Here is a 14589-nt window from a genome sequence, read left to right on the forward strand (position 1 = left end):
TTGCCCCTTCCGCCGAAATGATGCTAACTCCGGGCCTTCGGCCTACTGGGCACCGGGTCCACGCTTGCGCACTAGCGGGCAGTGGGATCGTCACCTTCCGACAGCGCCCGCCAGAGATCGGGCTCGCTGTCGGCGGCGGCGCCGGGCGCGGCGTACTTGGCGCCGAGCCTGGGCAGGCGGTGTCCGCGCAGCAGCAACAGAATCCCGGCGGCCACCATGAGCGCACCGCCGGTCACCGCCAGTGCGCGTCCCCACAGGAACGGCGTGCCGACCGACAGGACCACGGCCATCACGCCGAGCCCGGCGACCATCAGGCCGACGAGCCGTCGCGGCACCGGTCCCAGCGCGAGGACGGCGGCGACGGCGGCGAGGTCGAGCAGGGCCAGCGGCACCAGCGCGGGAAGCGCGGGAACGGCACCCCAGTCGAGCCGCGCCGCGCCCCACAAAGCCAGTGCGGCCAGCGGGAGCAGGCCGCAGATGGTCCATAGTGGACGTTTGGCGGGGTCAGCCACTGGCGGCCTGCCGCATGGTCTGTGCGGTGGCGATCGCGGCGAGCACCGCGCCCGCCTTGTTGACGCACTCAGTGTCCTCGGCGGCCGGGTTCGAGTCGGCCACGATGCCCGCGCCCGCCTGCACGTAGGCCACGCCGTCGCGGATCAGGGCCGTGCGGATCGCGATGGCGGTGTCGCCGTCGCCCGCGAAGTCCAGATAGCCGACGACGCCGCCGTAGAGGCCGCGGCGGGTGGGTTCGAGTTCCTCGATCAGCTCCATCGCACGCGGCTTGGGCGCGCCGGACAGGGTGCCGGCCGGGAAGCACGCGGCGACGGCGTCGAACGCGGTCTTGCCCTCGGCCAGCTCGCCGGTGACCGTCGAGACGATGTGCATGACGTGGCTGTAGCGCTCGACGCGGAAGAAGTCGACGACGTGCACGGTGCCCGGCTTGCAGACCCGGCCCAGGTCGTTGCGGCCCAGGTCGACGAGCATGACGTGCTCCGCACGCTCCTTCTCGTCGGCGAGCAGGTCCTTCTCCAGGATCTGGTCCTCGTCGGCGTCGACGCCGCGCCAGCGCGTGCCCGCGATCGGGTGGGTGGTCGCGCGGCCGTCGCGCACGGTCACCAGGGCCTCGGGGCTGGAGCCGACGATGCTGAACCCGTCGAGCCGCAGCAGGTACATGTACGGGCTCGGGTTGGTGGTGCGCAGGACGCGGTAGACGTCGAGGGGGTCGGCCTCGGTGCGCATCTCGAAGCGCTGCGACACCACGACCTGGAAGGCTTCACCAGCGCGGATGGCTTCCTTGGCGGTGAGCACGGCCTGCTGGTAGTCGGCGGGCTCGCGGCGGCGGGTGTACTCGGGCTTGGGCCGGTCGAACACCGCCACGGTCGGCGCGGTCGGGGTCTGCAGGTCGTGGACCATCGCGTCGAGGCGGGCGACGGCGTCGTCGTAGGCCGCGTCGACCCGCTCCGGCGAGTTGTCCCAGTTCACCGCGTTCGCGATGAGGGTGATCGTGCCCTCGTGGTGGTCGAGCGCGGCGAGGTCGGTGGCCAGCAGCATGACCAGTTCAGGCAGCTTGAGGTCGTCCTCGGCCAGCTCCGGGAGGCGTTCGAGCCTGCGGACGGCGTCGTAGCCGACGTAGCCGACCATGCCGCCGGTCAGCGGGGGCAGGCCGGGCAGCGGATCGGTGTGCAGGGCCTTGACGGTCTCGCGCAGCGCGTCGAGCGGGTCGCCGCCGGTGGGCAGGCCGACCGGCGGGGTGCCCAGCCAGTGCGCCTCGCCGCCGGTCGCGGTGAGGGCGGCGGGGCTGCGGACGCCGACGAACGACCATCGCGACCACGAGCGGCCGTTCTCGGCGGACTCGAACAGGAACGTGCCGGGGCGGTCGCCCGCGAGCTTGCGGTAGACCCCGACGGGGGTCTCGGCGTCGGCGAGGACGCGCCGCACGACGGGGATGACCCGGCGGTCCGCGGCGAGCGCGTGGAACTCCTCGCGGGTGGGGCTGACCGCGCCCATCCCGGAGGTTGTCGGTACGCGTGCCGGAATGCCGATGGCGCTGACCATGGCGTTCATTGTGCCGGTCACCCCAAACGGGTTTCCCGGTCGGGTCCGGGTCGAATTCAACACATGTTGAAAATTGTCCCCGGTTCGCCCATGATGGTGCGGTGTCCGAACCAGTTCAGCAAGAGCCGAGCCGCCGAGGCAGGCGCCCGCGCGGCGCCGACACACGGGCCGCCCTGCTGGCCGCCGCGCGCGAGGTGTTCAGCGAACAGGGCTACGACGGGGCGACCGTGCGGGCCATCGCGGGCCGCGCCGGCGTCGACGCCGCCATGGTCAACCACTGGTTCGGCGGCAAGGACAAGTTGTTCAGCGAGGCCGTCCTACAGTTGCCGTTCAACCCGAACGAGATCGTCGCCGAGCTGTTGCAGGGCGACGTCGACGACCTCGGCTCGCGCATCGTGCGCCGGTTCGTGACCACCTGGGACGTCCAGGGCGGCGGGGTGTTCGCCGCGCTCATCCGCAGCGTCGCCGCGCACGAACAGGTGGCGCACGCGCTGCGCGACTTCTTCACCCGGCACGTGTTCGGCCAGGTCATGGGCAAGATCGCCGCCGACCGGCCCGAGCTGCGTGCCAACCTGGTCGCCTCCCAGCTCATCGGCCTCGGGGTGACCCGGTACGTCGCCGAATTCGAACCGCTGGCGTCGGCCGACGTGGAGACGCTGGTGGCGGCGGTCGGGCCGAACGTGCAGCGCTACCTGACGGGGTCGCTGAGCAGCTGACGCGCGTCGAAGCAGGTCCGGTCGCCGGTGTGGCACGCGGCGCCCTCCTGGTCGACGACCAGCAGGATCGTGTCGCCGTCGCAGTCGAGGCGCACGTCGTGGACCTGCTGGGTGTGCCCCGAGGTCTCGCCCTTGACCCACAGCTGGTGGCGGCTGCGGGAGAAGTACGTCGCGCGGCGGGTGGTGAGTGTCAGGTGGAGCGCCTCGTCGTTCATCCAGGCGACCATGAGGACCTCGCCGGTGCCGCGCTGCTGGGCGACGGCGCAGACCAGGCCCTCGGCGTTGCGCTTGAGGAGCTTGGCGATCTCCGGGTCCAGCTCACTCATCGTGGGCACCTCCGAAATAGGCCCTGGCCGGGCCGGTCAGCAACAGGATGACGGCGTAGACGTAGCCCGCCGCGATCACGCCGGACACCATCCGCAGCTGCCACGACAGGCCGCCGAGGGCGATGAGCACGTGCGCCAGGGCGAGGAAGACCACGACGAACGCGGCGACGGCACGCCCTTTGCCCCACCCGCTCAGCATCGTCACGGTCGCCAGCGCCGCGAGAGCCGTGAAGAGCACCGGTGTCCGCAACTCGCCCCGGACGACGCCGAGCACCAGGAAGAGCACCGCGCCGACCGCCACTATTCCCGCCGCGACACGCACCTCCAGCGGGCGAGCGGTCACCGAACCACGACCCCGGCGGCGCGCAGGGTGTCCTTGACCTCGCCGATGCGCAGCTGTCCGAAGTGGAACACGCTGGCGGCGAGGACGGCGTCGGCGCCGTGGGCCACCGCGGGCGGGAAGTGGTCGAGCGCGCCCGCGCCCCCGCTGGCGATCAGCGGGACGTCGACCACGGCGCGGACCAGGTCGATCAGGTCGAGGTCGAAGCCCGCCTTGGTGCCGTCGGCGTCCATGGAGTTGAGCAGGATCTCGCCGACCCCCAACTCCTGGCCGCGCGCGGCCCACTCGACGGCGTCGAGGCCGGTGCCGCGCCTGCCGCCGTGCGTGGTGACCTCGAAGCCCGAGGGGGTCGGCTTCTCACCCTCCGGGACGCGCCTGGCGTCGACCGACAGCACGATGCACTGGGCGCCGTAGCGCAGGGACGCCTCGCGGAGGAACTCCGGGCGGGCGATCGCGGCGGTGTTGAGGCTGACCTTGTCCGCGCCCGCGCGCAGCAGCTTGTCGATGTCGCCGACCTCGCGGACACCGCCGCCGACGGTGAGCGGGATGAACACCTGCTCGGCGGTGCGGCGCACGACGTCGAAGGTGGTCTCGCGGTCCGAAGAGGACGCGGTGACGTCGAGGAAGGTCAGCTCGTCTGCCCCCTCGGCGTCGTAGGCCGCGGCCAGTTCGACGGGGTCGCCCGCGTCGACCAGGTCGGTGAAGTTGACTCCTTTGACCACCCGGCCCGCGTCGACGTCGAGGCAGGGGATCACACGTACCGCTACGGACATGCCGCCGAGCCTACGTGGCGACGATACTGGCCTCGGCAGGACCACGAGGGGGAGGCGATGGCGAAGACCGGCCGCAGACCGGGACAGACCGAGACCCGCGCGCACATCCTGGCCGCGGCCCGCAGCCAGTTCGGCGCGCTGGGCTACGGCGGGGCCACGATCCGCGGCATCGCGGCGGAGGCGGAGGTCAACCCGGCCCTCATCCACCACTTCTTCGGGACGAAGGAGCAGGTGTTCGTCGCCGCGCTGAACCTGCCGGTCAACCCCACGGTGATGGTCGAGACGGTGCTCGACGGACCACGCGCCGAGGCGGGCGCGCGGATGGTGCGGCTGTTCCTCGGCCTGTGGAGCGCCCCGGAGCCCACCACGGCGTTCCTGGCCCTCATCCGCTCGGTGTCCACGAGCGAACAGGCCGCGTCGATGATGCGCCAGTTCCTGGAGAAGGCGGTGCTGTCCAAGGTCGCCGACGGGCTCGGGGTGCCGCGGTTGCGCATGACGGCCCTGGCTTCCCAGCTGGTGGGCCTGGCGATGGTGCGCTACGTCGTGGGCGTCGAGCCGATGGCGTCGGCGTCGGATGACGAGGTGGTCGCGCTGGTCGGGCCGGTGATCCAGCACTACCTGGACGGGTGACTTGCGGGGGCTAACGTCGTTAGCCTACAGTCGTGGCTAACAACGTTAGCCACGGAGGCGTCCTGTGATCCCCATCGTTCTCGCCGTGTTGATCGTCGCCCCGCTCGCGCTCTACGCGTGGTCCCGAATCTCGCCGAAGTCGGTCACCACGACCGTAGAGATCGACGCCCCGCCCCAGCGGGTCTGGGACGTACTGACCGACTTCGAGTCGTACCCGACGTGGAACCCGTTCATCGTTTCGGCAGTTGGAACGCCCACTGTGGACACAAGGTTGAAGAACAAGCTGCACAACAACGGATCCACAATGGACTTCGAACCAGTCGTCCTGGTCGCCGACCCGACCCGAGAGTTACGCTGGCTCGGCCGCTTCATCCTGCCGGGCATAGTCGACGGCGAGCACTACTTCCTCATCGAGGAAGTGGCCCCCGGCCGCACCCGCCTGACCCAGGGCGAGACCTTCACCGGCTTCCTGACCCCCGTGGCAGGCAAGGCCCTGGATGTAGAACCAGGCTTCACCGCGATGAACAACGCCCTGAAAGCCCGCGCCGAGAACGGCTGAGCCATGCGAATCCCACACCGAACCCGCCTCTCCCCCAGAGCGACCCAGATCGTCACCGCCGCCCGCGGCCTACTGGAGGAGAACGGACCCGAACAGCTGACAATGCGCCTACTGGCCGAGTTCCTGGAAATGCGCGCCCCGTCGCTCTACAAACACTTCCGCAACAAGGAGGCCATCGAGATCGCCTTGATCGAAATGGCCCTGACCGACATCGGCACAGCCCTCCACGAAGCGGTCGCCAACCCAGACCCGGACGGCAAGATCCCCAGCCTGTTACGCACCTACCGCCGCCACGCTCTCGCCCAGCCGAACATGTATCGCCTGTCAACGCAGGGGCCGTTGCCACGGGAGCAGCTGGCGGAGGGATTGGAGGAATGGGCAGGCACCCCATTCTTCCTGGCCGCAGGGGAACCGCACCTGGCGCAGGCCCTGTGGAGCTTCGCCCACGGAATGGTGATCCTGGAACTCGACAACCGTTTCCCCCCAGGCAACCTCGACCCCACCTGGCACGCAGGCGCCACCGCGTTCGTCACCGCCACCCACCCACACGAGGAGGCCCCCCACCCCACAACATGACCCTCGATCCCACGCCGATCTCAAATCACTGACATCACCCGGCGAGTGATCGACACCACCAACCGACTCCAACCACCTCCCACCGACTTCAACGGCATCGCCCCAGGCCGGGGGGTCCAGGCTGGGCGCGACCGGACCAGCCAGCCGAGCGGGCCAGCGGGGCCGGGGCAGCGCAGGCATGCCAGCCGGGCTGAGCCAGCCGACAGGTCGGGCACGCCGGGCGAACTGGCCGGGCAGCGGTCGGCCGGGCACAGTCGGGCGGGCCGAGATGAGTTCGGCGGGTCGGCGGCGGAGTCTTGATGGCAGCTTCGCTCCGGCGGCTATGCGGCAGCGGTCTTCTCGCCGGATCGCAAGAAAGCGCGCATGGGTGGGCTCCTCATCTGATCCCGGCGAGGGATCGGCGGGCTAGCGGTTGCCGGAGTGTGACAAAGTGTGCGAATCTGTCACACAGGCTACGAGTTGCCGCTGGAGGCGTTGGTGAGCGAGACCGAACTGCCCGTCGTCGAGATGCAGCGTCCGCGTTGGGGGAATCCGGAGACCCCCGGGTCTCTGCCCGCTATCGCCGCGGCGGCGTTGACTCAGTTGGGGGTGCGGCCGCGGGCGGCGGTGGCGCCTGAGGACGTCTCGTTGCCCGACTCCGTGCTGCCCGCTGCGGCCAAGGCGGCGATCGTGGGCGTCGTCGGGGCGGACAACGTCGTGGCCGACCGCCACGCGCGGGTGCAGCACACGCGGGGGTATTCGACGCCGGATCTGCTCAAGTTGCGGGCCGGGGACGCTTCCGACGCGCCGGATGCGGTGGTTTATCCCGGCGATCACGCCGAGGTCGCCGACGTGCTCAGGGTCGCCGCGGAGCATGACGTCGCGGTGGTGCCGTTCGCCGGGGGGACGTCCGTTGTCGGGGGGCTCGCGGCCGCGCGGGACGGGTTCGCCGGGGTGATCGCGCTCGACGTGCGCAGGCTCGACCAGCTTGTCGCCGTTGATGAGGTGTCCAGGACGGCGACGTTGCAGGCTGGGGTGCGTGGCATCCAGGCCGAAGAACTCCTGCGTGCCAAGGGGTTCACGCTCGGGCAGTTCCCCCAGTCATACGAGGGTGCCAGCATCGGCGGGTACGCGGCGGCGCGGTCGGCGGGGCAGTCCTCGGCGGGCTACGGGCGGTTCGACGAGATGGTCGTCGGCCTTGTGCTCGCCACCCCGACCGGCACGATCGAGTTGGGCACCGCGCCGCGGTCGGCGGCGGGGCCGGACCTGCGCCAGCTCGTGCTCGGCTCCGAAGGCACCCTCGGCGTGATCACGTCGGTCACCGTGAAGATCCATCCCGCGCCCGCGCACCGAGTGTTCGAGGGCTGGCGGTTCGAGTCGTTCGACGCGGGCGCGACGGCCCTGCGCCGCCTCGTCCAGGACGGCCCGCTGCCGACCGTGCTGCGACTGTCCGACGAGGCCGAGACCGCGGTCAACCTGGCCGACCCGAGCGGCAAGCTCGGCGGCAGCCCGGGCGGCTGCCTGGTGATCGCCGGGTATGAGGGCGAGCTCGACGAGGCCGAGGCCCGCCGGGCCGCCGCGGCCAGGTCGCTGACGGTCGCGGGCGGCACCGCGCTGGGCACGACGCCGGGTGAGGCGTGGCGCGAGGGCCGGTTCCGCGGCCCCTACCTGCGCGACCCGCTGCTCGACGCGGGTGGCCTGGTCGAGACGCTGGAGACGGCGACGTTCTGGTCGAACGTCCCCGCCCTCAAAGCCGCCGTGACCACCGCGCTCACCGAGGCGCTCGCGGGGCAGGGCACTCCCCCGGTCGTCCTGTGCCACATCAGCCACGTCTACCCGACCGGCGCGTCGCTGTACTTCACCGTCATCTGCGCGCAGGCCGACGACCCGCTGGCGCAGTGGGCCAAGGCCAAGGAGTCCGCCAACGCCGCGATCCGGGCGACCGGCGCCACGATCACCCACCACCACGGCATCGGCACCGACCACCGCGCGACCTACCACGAGGAGATCGGTCCGCTGGCGGTCGCGGCGCTGCGGGCGGTCAAGCAGACGTGGGACCCGAAGGGCATCCTCAACCCGGGGGTCCTGGTCTGATGCGGGCGGACAACACGACTCGGAACCCGAAGCGCGCGAACGACCCGACGGTGGAGGTCTGATGCGGGCAGGCAACACGACTCGGAACCCGAAGCGCGCGAACGACCCGACGGTGGAGGTCTGATGCGGTCCTTCACCGCGCTGGTCAACCCGATCGCGGGCGGCGGCAGCGCCGCGCAGCGCTGGCAGCCGCTGGCTGACCTGATCACGGCCGCGGGCGCCTCGGTGACCGTCGAGCTGACCGAGAGCCAGGCCCACGCCGTCGAACTCGCCGCCAACGCCGCCCGCCGCGGTGACGTCGTGGTGGCGGTCGGCGGCGACGGCCTGGTCCGCGACGTCGCGCAGGGCGTGGTCGACGCCGACGGCACGCTCGGCATCGTCCCCGCGGGCCGCGGCAACGACCTGGCCAGGAAGTTGAACCTGCCGACCGAGCACGCCGAACTGGCCGAGCTCCTGCTGAACGCGCCGGAGAAGCGGATCGACGTGATCGACGCGGCGGGCTCGGTCGTGCTGGGCAACGTCTACGCGGGCGTCGACTCCCTGTCCACGCGGATCATCAACGACAACCGCTGGATGCCCGCCAAGCTGGTCTACCGGCTCGCCCCCGTGCGCGCCCTGCTGTCCTGGCAGCCGCCGACCTACACCGTCACCGCCGACGGGCAGACCATCACCGGCAAGGCCCACACCGTTGTCGTGGCCAACTCCGGCGCCTACGGCCACGGCCTGCAGATCGTGCCCGGCGCGGTCGTCGACGACGGCCTGCTCGACGTCATGATCGTCGGCGCGGGACCGAAGTGGCGCATCGCGTCGTTCATGAGCCAGGCCAAGACCGGCGCCCACGTCGACCGGCCCGAGGTCCAGATAATCCGGGCCAAGGAAGTGGTGGTCGACGCCGACAAACCGGTGCCGGTAGGGGCCGACGGCGACGACCTCGGCGCGCTACCGTGCACGATCCGGGTCCGTCCCGGCGCGCTGAAGATCCTGGCCCCTTAAGCACAAGGAAGCGCCGATGGCCCAGCCCGCGTTAATTGATGTCTCCACACGGTGGATCGGCGCGTTCTGCCTTGCCACGGTCGGCACGTTCGTCGGCTGGTACGGCCCGCTGCAGATCCTGCTCGCCAAGCAGGCCGACGCGTTCGACCCGGCGGGCAAGGAATCGGTGCTCGCGATAGTCGCGCTGGTCGGGGCCGCGGTGTCGATGCTGGCGAACCCCGTCTGGGGCGCGCTGTCGGACCGCACGACGTCGCGCTTCGGCCGCCGCGTCCCGTGGATCGTGGTGGGCTCGGTCGGCGGCGTGGCGGGTCTGCTCGTGCTCGCGGCGGCCGACGGCATCGGGCTGATGATCACCGGCTGGTGCCTGGTGCAGCTGACCCTGAACGCGCCGCTGGCCGCGCTGTCGGCGGCGATCCCCGACCAGGTCCCGGAGGCCAGGCGCGGCACGGCGGGCGGCTACTTCGGGCTCGCGCAGATGGTCGGCGTCATGGCGGGCACGGGCCTGGCCGTGGCGGGCGGGTCGATCGTCGGCGGCTACCTCGCCTGCGCGGCGTTCGTGCTGCTCGCCCCGCTGCCGTATGTGCTGCTGGGCCGCGACATCGTGATCACCGAGCGCCCGCCGTGGGACTGGCGGGCGTTCTTCGCGGGCTTCTGGATCAGCCCGCGCGCCTACCCGGACTTCGCGTGGGCGTGGTTCACCCGGTTCCTGATGAACGTCTCGAACGCGATCGCCCTGCTCTACCTGCTCTTCTACCTGAAGGACCAGGTGGGCGTCGAAGACCCCGAGAGCGGCGTGCTGATCCTGACCGTGCTCGACGCGTGCACCATGCTCCTCACCGTCGTGGTCGCCGGGATCTGGTCGGACCGGATCGGCAGGCGGCGGGTGTTCGTCACCGGCTCCGGGATCGTCATGGCGCTGGCGGCGGTCCTGCTGGCGGCGTGGCCGACGTGGACCGGCGCGGTGGTCGCCGCGATCGTCCTCGGCGTCGGGTTCGGCGCCTACACCTCGGTCGACTTCGCGCTGATCACCCAGGTGCTGCCGCGCGCGGCCGACCGGGGCCGCGACCTCGGCGTGCTCAACATCGCCAACACCCTGCCGCAGGTGCTCGCCCCGGTGGTCGCCGCGCCGATCGTGCGCCACCTCGGTGGCTACCCGATGCTGTTCACTGTCTCCGCCGTCGTGGCGATCGTCGGCGCACTGCTCGTCTACCGGATCAAGTCGGTTCGCTGAAAGGGCCCACGTGGATTTCCCCAAGCTCCCCAAGGACTTCACCTTCGGCGTCTCCGCGGCGTCCTACCAGATCGAGGGCGCGGTCCGCGCCGACGGCCGCGGCGTGTCCATTTGGGACACCTTCACCGCCGAGCCCGGCCGGATCAAGAACGGCGACACCGGCGATGTGGCGTGCGACCACTACCACCGCTACCGCGAGGACGTCGCGCTGATGAAGGACCTCGGCGTCGACGCCTACCGGTTCTCCATCGCGTGGCCGCGCGTCCAGCCGACGGGCAGCGGCGCGGCGAACGAGGCCGGGCTGGACTTCTACGACCGGCTGGTCGACGAGTTGCTCGCCGCCGGGATCACCCCCGCCGCGACGCTCTACCACTGGGACCTCCCGCAGGCGCTGGAGGACGCGGGCGGCTGGACGAACCGGGACACCGCCGCGCGGCTCGCCGAGTACGCGGGCATCGTCGGCGCCCGCCTCGGCGACCGGGTCGGGATGTGGATGCCGCTCAACGAGCCGGTCGTGGTGACCATGTTCGGCTACGCGATCGGCACGCACGCCCCCGGCAAGCAGCTGGGCTTCGGCGCGCTGCCGGTGGCCCACCATCAACTGCTCGGCCACGGCCTGTCCGTGCAGGCCCTGCGTGCGACCGGGTGCACCAACATCGGCATCGCCTCGAACCACGCGCCCACGTGGGCCGCGTCGGACTCGCCGGAGGACCGGCAGGCCGCCGACATCTTCGACGCGCTGGTCAACTGGACCTTCGCCGACCCGATCCTGCGTGGGCAGTACCCCGACCCGCTGGTGGCCGCCGCGATGCCCGGGCCGGTCGCCGAGGACCTCAAGGTCATCGCCGAGCCGCTCGACTGGTTCGGGATCAACTACTACCAGCCCGCCCTGGTCGCCGCCCCCGGCTCCGGCGGGTCGCTGCTGCCGGGCGTCGAGCTGCCGTTCGACCTGCGCACGACCGAGGGCTACCCGAAGACCGACTTCGGCTGGTCGGTCGTCCCCGACGGCCTCCGCGAGCTCCTGGTGACGTTCAAGGAGCGCTACGGCGACGCGTTGCCGCCGATCTACATCACCGAGAGCGGCTGCTCCTATCACGACACCGTCGGCCCGGACGGCGCCGTGCACGACCAGGCGCGCATCGACTACCACGACAAGCACCTGCGGGCGGTCATCGAGTCCGAAGTGGATGTCCGGGGCTACTTCGCCTGGTCCATCCTGGACAACTTCGAGTGGGCCGAGGGCTTCACCGAGCGGTTCGGGCTGGTGCACGTGGACTACTCGACCCAGGTGCGCACGCCCAAGGACTCCTACCGCTGGTACCGCGACCTGATCAAGTCGCGTCAGTAGGCGGGCGCGGTGGCCCGGCGGAGCAGCCGCATGCCCAGGCTCGGGTGGGCCGCCGTCCACGCGGAACGGTCCAGCGGCGCGCTGCCGTAGCAGGGGATCCCGTCGCTGATCAGGTCGGCGATCCTCGGCTCGTCCAGCGTCACCGCGGCGAACTCGTAGAGCGCGGTCAGCCGCGGGGTGATGACGCCGTAGTCGAGCAGGCGCGGCAGCCTGCCCTCGTCGGCGATCAGACGCGCCAGCGACGTGCCGACGACCGGGTAGTGCTGCGGGAAGACGCGGCGCAGGCTCAGGAAGAGGCCGACCGTCCCGAAGCGAGGGTCGCCGAGGTGGCGGGCGAGACCGCCGAGGCGGCCGGCGGCCAGCTTGGGCCGCGCGACGAGCGCGTGGGCGTAGAACGCGCGCACCAGCGTTACGTTGATCATGAAGCGTTCGAGCGACGTCTCGCTGTGCGCCAGGGTCTGGTGATCGAGATACCCGGCGACGACGCTGGCGTTGTGCGCGCGGTACCACGTGGCGGGCGTCGGCCGGCGCAGGAAGGCGATCCACAGCTCGACTGGCCGCGACGACACCGCGCGGACCCCGCCGCGCGCGGCCAGGTCGGCCTCGATCTTGTCGCGCAGCAACCGCTCGTTCACCGAGCGCCACCACGGGCTGCCCGTGTCGGGCGCGAGGACGCCGCGCTCGAACTCCCAGCGCAGGAAACTCAGCTCACCGCGGGCGAACCGCTGCCGCTCCGGGTTCGACCGGTAGAACTCCCCGGCGAGCCGGTACCGGCCGGCGGCGCTGTCGCGCACCGTGCCCACTCGCTCCACGGCGTCGTCCAGATGTGATGGCATCGCCACCAGAGTGGCAGCCCGGGGACGGGTCGCGCATCCTCGCCGGTCAGGGCACCGGCTGGGACCGCCACCGGACCAGCAGGTCGGCGACCCGGCGCGCGTCGGCGACCACCTCGCGCGCGGCGAGGCGGGCCTCCTCCAACTGCAGGTCGCGGTCGACCAGTTGCCCGCGGCGTCCCTCGGCGCCGCGCCAGCGGCTGGTGGCGCGGCGTTCCATGGCGGCGGCCTTGCGGACCATGGCGACCGGCCTCCGGTTGTCCTTCACCAGTTCGCGGTGCACCTGGACCAATCCGACCACGAGCACGTCGAGCGGCTTGGCCACGCCCATGCGCACGACGTCCTCGGCGACGCGGGCCGCGGTGGCGGTGTCTTCGGAGAGGACGAACGCGTCGGTGACCACGGCGAGCGCCTGCCCGGCCTCGCCGCCTGCGTCGAACCCGGCGACGGCGGTCTCCCACACGGCGATGCCTTCGCTGATGGTGCCGAGGAACCGCGAGGTGACGTCCTCGCCGCGCAACCGGTGGCGTTCGGTTGCGACAGTCTCCAACAGCGACGACATGACTGACGCGGCGGGCATCTGACCTCCGGTTAGGACGCTCGGGCGTGATCACGGTACGACCCGAAAGCGGCATTGCGTACCCCTTGACGGGCGAACTCCGGCGCGCGCAGAATTAAACGCATGACTAATTCTGCGGTGCTGGTCCGGGACCTGCGCGTGGCGCGCGGCGGCCGTCCGGTGCTTCGCGACATCGGGTTCGAGGTGCCGCGGGGATCGGTGACCGGGCTACTCGGGCCGAGCGGGTGCGGCAAGACCACGTTGATGCGCGCCATCGTGGGCGTTCAGATCGTCGAGAGCGGACAGGTCGACGTGCTGGGGTTGCCCGCGGGCGACCCCAGCCTTCGCCACCGCATCGGCTACTCCACGCAGAACCCGGCGATCTACGCCGACCTGACCGTGACCGAGGCGCTGCGCTACTTCGCCTCGGTACTCGGGGCGCCCGCGTCCGACGTGGCCAGGGTGATCGCCGAGGTCGACCTCCAGCCGCAGGCCGACCAACTCGTCGGCAGCCTGTCCGGCGGCCAGCGCGGCCGGGCGAGCCTCGCGGTGGCCCTGCTGGGCTCCCCCGAGCTGCTCGTCCTCGACGAGCCGACCGTCGGCCTCGACCCGGTCCTGCGCGACGACCTGTGGGCGCTGTTCCACCGCATCGCCAAGGCGGGCACGACGCTGCTGGTGTCGAGCCACGTCATGGACGAGGCCGCCCGCTGCGACCGGCTGCTGCTGATGCGCGAGGGAATCATCCTCGCCGACGACACCCCGGGCGGGCTGCGCGCGCGGACCGAGAAGGACGACCTGGAACAGGCGTTCCTGCACCTCGTGCGGACGGAGGCGGCGGCATGAACCTCTCCATCACACTCGCCACCGCGAAGCGCATCCTGACGCAGCTCCGGCACGACCCGCGCACCATCGCGATGCTGCTGATCGTCCCGTCGCTGCTGATGACGTTGCTGCGCTTCGTGTTCAACAACGAACTGCTGTTCAGCCGGATTGCACCCGCCCTGCTCGGCGTGTTCCCATTCGTGATCATGTTCCTGATCGCGTCGGTCACCACCCTGCGCGAACGCACGACGGCGACGCTTGAACGCCTGATGACGATGCCGATCGCCAAGCTCGACCTGATCCTGGGCTACGCCATCGCCTTCGGCACGATCGCGGTGCTCCAGGTCGGCATCGCGACGGCGGTTTCCCTTCTGTGGCTTGGCCTCGACGTCATCGGTTCGGTGTGGACACTGCTGCTGATCGCCGTACTCGACGCACTGCTCGGCATGGCTTTGGGCCTCCTGGTGAGCGCGTTCGCCACCAGCGAGTTCCAGGCGATCCAGTTCATGCCGCTGTTCGTGCTGCCCCAGTTCCTCCTGTGCGGCCTACTCCAGCCCCGCGGCGAGATGGGCTGGCTGCTGAACTGGCTGTCGGACGTGATGCCGTTGTCCTACGCGGTCGAGGCGCTCACCCAGGTGACCCGGTCGGCGGAGTTCACCGGCACGCTCGCCCGGGACCTGGTGGTCGTGGCCGCCTGCGTCCTGGTCGCGCTGGGCCTGGGTGCGGCGACACTGCGCCGCCGCACCCCCTAGGCC

Annotated in this window: 17 protein-coding genes; 10 read left to right on the forward strand and 7 right to left on the reverse strand. The window is 71.1% G+C overall.

Features of this window, described 5'->3' with window-relative positions; genetic code table 11:
* Nucleotides 1-71: 71 nt before the first annotated feature.
* Nucleotides 72-512 (reverse strand): Trp biosynthesis-associated membrane protein, encoded by a 441-nt coding sequence (locus ACSHT8_RS12400; RefSeq protein WP_436500757.1) that lies wholly within the window; start codon nucleotides 510-512, stop codon nucleotides 72-74.
* Complete coding sequence (locus ACSHT8_RS12405; protein ID WP_436500759.1) at nucleotides 505-2055, reverse strand: anthranilate synthase component I; 1551 nt, start codon at nucleotides 2053-2055, stop codon at nucleotides 505-507. Before ACSHT8_RS12405 ends, ACSHT8_RS12400 begins: the two co-directional genes overlap by 8 nt.
* A 101-nt stretch (nucleotides 2056-2156) precedes the next feature.
* Between ACSHT8_RS12405 and ACSHT8_RS12410 the strand changes: the two genes are divergently transcribed.
* On the forward strand, nucleotides 2157-2771 hold the full coding sequence (locus tag ACSHT8_RS12410) for a TetR family transcriptional regulator (RefSeq protein WP_436500760.1): 615 nt from the start codon (nucleotides 2157-2159) through the stop codon (nucleotides 2769-2771).
* Here the strand turns inward: ACSHT8_RS12410 and hisI are convergent.
* The 3 genes from hisI to hisF are packed head-to-tail and all read right to left on the reverse strand — an operon-like array spanning nucleotide 2744 to nucleotide 4210.
* Nucleotides 2744-3097: a phosphoribosyl-AMP cyclohydrolase gene (gene hisI / locus ACSHT8_RS12415; protein ID WP_436500762.1), complete on the reverse strand. Its 354-nt coding sequence runs from the start codon at nucleotides 3095-3097 to the stop codon at nucleotides 2744-2746. The two genes, ACSHT8_RS12410 and hisI, sit on opposite strands and share 28 nt — an antisense overlap.
* Nucleotides 3090-3440, reverse strand: coding sequence for a hypothetical protein (locus ACSHT8_RS12420; RefSeq protein ID WP_436500764.1), 351 nt, complete (start codon nucleotides 3438-3440; stop codon nucleotides 3090-3092). The genes hisI and ACSHT8_RS12420 overlap by 8 nt, the downstream gene beginning before the upstream one ends.
* Nucleotides 3437-4210: an imidazole glycerol phosphate synthase subunit HisF gene (gene hisF, locus ACSHT8_RS12425; RefSeq protein ID WP_436500766.1), complete on the reverse strand. Its 774-nt coding sequence runs from the start codon at nucleotides 4208-4210 to the stop codon at nucleotides 3437-3439. The genes ACSHT8_RS12420 and hisF overlap by 4 nt, the downstream gene beginning before the upstream one ends.
* Before the next feature lie 57 nt (nucleotides 4211-4267).
* Between hisF and ACSHT8_RS12430 the strand changes: the two genes are divergently transcribed.
* The 7 genes from ACSHT8_RS12430 to ACSHT8_RS12460 all read left to right on the forward strand — a co-directional run bounded on the left by ACSHT8_RS12430 (nucleotide 4268) and on the right by ACSHT8_RS12460 (nucleotide 11620).
* A complete protein-coding gene (locus ACSHT8_RS12430) occupies nucleotides 4268-4840 on the forward strand; it encodes a TetR family transcriptional regulator (protein ID WP_436500768.1) in 573 nt (190 codons plus the stop codon).
* 64 nt (nucleotides 4841-4904) lie between these two features.
* A complete protein-coding gene (locus ACSHT8_RS12435) occupies nucleotides 4905-5399 on the forward strand; it encodes an SRPBCC family protein (protein ID WP_436500769.1) in 495 nt (164 codons plus the stop codon).
* 3 nt (nucleotides 5400-5402) lie between these two features.
* Nucleotides 5403-5975, forward strand: a complete 573-nt coding sequence (locus tag ACSHT8_RS12440; RefSeq protein ID WP_436500771.1) for a TetR/AcrR family transcriptional regulator — start codon at nucleotides 5403-5405, stop codon at nucleotides 5973-5975.
* A 507-nt stretch (nucleotides 5976-6482) separates the two neighbouring features.
* Nucleotides 6483-8048 (forward strand): FAD-binding oxidoreductase, encoded by a 1566-nt coding sequence (locus tag ACSHT8_RS12445; protein ID WP_436502050.1) that lies wholly within the window; start codon nucleotides 6483-6485, stop codon nucleotides 8046-8048.
* Nucleotides 8049-8171: 123 nt separating this feature from the next.
* On the forward strand, nucleotides 8172-9041 hold the full coding sequence (locus ACSHT8_RS12450; protein WP_436500773.1) for a diacylglycerol/lipid kinase family protein: 870 nt from the start codon (nucleotides 8172-8174) through the stop codon (nucleotides 9039-9041).
* A 16-nt stretch (nucleotides 9042-9057) separates the two neighbouring features.
* Nucleotides 9058-10272: an MFS transporter gene (locus ACSHT8_RS12455; RefSeq protein ID WP_436500775.1), complete on the forward strand. Its 1215-nt coding sequence runs from the start codon at nucleotides 9058-9060 to the stop codon at nucleotides 10270-10272.
* A 10-nt stretch (nucleotides 10273-10282) separates the two neighbouring features.
* Nucleotides 10283-11620, forward strand: coding sequence for a GH1 family beta-glucosidase (locus ACSHT8_RS12460; RefSeq protein WP_436500776.1), 1338 nt, complete (start codon nucleotides 10283-10285; stop codon nucleotides 11618-11620).
* Here ACSHT8_RS12460 and ACSHT8_RS12465 read toward each other — a convergent pair.
* Both ACSHT8_RS12465 and ACSHT8_RS12470 read right to left on the reverse strand, forming a co-directional pair.
* On the reverse strand, nucleotides 11614-12456 hold the full coding sequence (locus tag ACSHT8_RS12465; RefSeq protein ID WP_436500778.1) for a hypothetical protein: 843 nt from the start codon (nucleotides 12454-12456) through the stop codon (nucleotides 11614-11616). The genes ACSHT8_RS12460 and ACSHT8_RS12465 overlap by 7 nt on opposite strands.
* Nucleotides 12457-12502: 46 nt before the next feature.
* The gene (locus ACSHT8_RS12470) at nucleotides 12503-13033 is read right to left on the reverse strand and encodes a hypothetical protein (RefSeq protein WP_436500780.1); all 531 of its coding nucleotides are present in this window, start codon (nucleotides 13031-13033) and stop codon (nucleotides 12503-12505) included.
* 102 nt (nucleotides 13034-13135) lie between these two features.
* On the opposite strand from ACSHT8_RS12470, the gene ACSHT8_RS12475 reads away from it, so the two are divergent.
* Both ACSHT8_RS12475 and ACSHT8_RS12480 read left to right on the forward strand, forming a co-directional pair.
* A complete protein-coding gene (locus ACSHT8_RS12475) occupies nucleotides 13136-13855 on the forward strand; it encodes an ABC transporter ATP-binding protein (protein ID WP_436500781.1) in 720 nt (239 codons plus the stop codon).
* Nucleotides 13852-14586: an ABC transporter permease gene (locus ACSHT8_RS12480; RefSeq protein WP_436500782.1), complete on the forward strand. Its 735-nt coding sequence runs from the start codon at nucleotides 13852-13854 to the stop codon at nucleotides 14584-14586. Before ACSHT8_RS12475 ends, ACSHT8_RS12480 begins: the two co-directional genes overlap by 4 nt.
* The last annotated feature ends 3 nt before the right edge of the window (nucleotides 14587-14589 follow it).

Origin of the sequence: Actinokineospora sp. HUAS TT18, assembly GCF_051364635.1 — a bacterium.
GTDB lineage: Bacteria > Actinomycetota > Actinomycetes > Mycobacteriales > Pseudonocardiaceae > Actinokineospora.

Excerpts from the sequence above, each read along its gene's own strand:
- ACSHT8_RS12405 (WP_436500759.1), bottom strand. The coding sequence starts at position 2,055 with ATGGTCAGCGCCATCGGCATTCCGGCACGCGTACCGACAACCTCCGGG.
- hisI (WP_436500762.1), bottom strand. The coding sequence starts at position 3,097 with ATGAGTGAGCTGGACCCGGAGATCGCCAAGCTCCTCAAGCGCAACGCC.
- hisF (WP_436500766.1), bottom strand. The coding sequence starts at position 4,210 with ATGTCCGTAGCGGTACGTGTGATCCCCTGCCTCGACGTCGACGCGGGC.
- ACSHT8_RS12430 (WP_436500768.1), top strand. The coding sequence starts at position 4,268 with ATGGCGAAGACCGGCCGCAGACCGGGACAGACCGAGACCCGCGCGCAC.
- ACSHT8_RS12440 (WP_436500771.1), top strand. The coding sequence starts at position 5,403 with ATGCGAATCCCACACCGAACCCGCCTCTCCCCCAGAGCGACCCAGATC.
- ACSHT8_RS12445 (WP_436502050.1), top strand. The coding sequence starts at position 6,483 with ATGCAGCGTCCGCGTTGGGGGAATCCGGAGACCCCCGGGTCTCTGCCC.
- ACSHT8_RS12450 (WP_436500773.1), top strand. The coding sequence starts at position 8,172 with ATGCGGTCCTTCACCGCGCTGGTCAACCCGATCGCGGGCGGCGGCAGC.
- ACSHT8_RS12455 (WP_436500775.1), top strand. The coding sequence starts at position 9,058 with ATGGCCCAGCCCGCGTTAATTGATGTCTCCACACGGTGGATCGGCGCG.
- ACSHT8_RS12465 (WP_436500778.1), bottom strand. The coding sequence starts at position 12,456 with ATGCCATCACATCTGGACGACGCCGTGGAGCGAGTGGGCACGGTGCGC.
- ACSHT8_RS12470 (WP_436500780.1), bottom strand. The coding sequence starts at position 13,033 with ATGCCCGCCGCGTCAGTCATGTCGTCGCTGTTGGAGACTGTCGCAACC.
- ACSHT8_RS12475 (WP_436500781.1), top strand. The coding sequence starts at position 13,136 with ATGACTAATTCTGCGGTGCTGGTCCGGGACCTGCGCGTGGCGCGCGGC.
- ACSHT8_RS12480 (WP_436500782.1), top strand. The coding sequence starts at position 13,852 with ATGAACCTCTCCATCACACTCGCCACCGCGAAGCGCATCCTGACGCAG.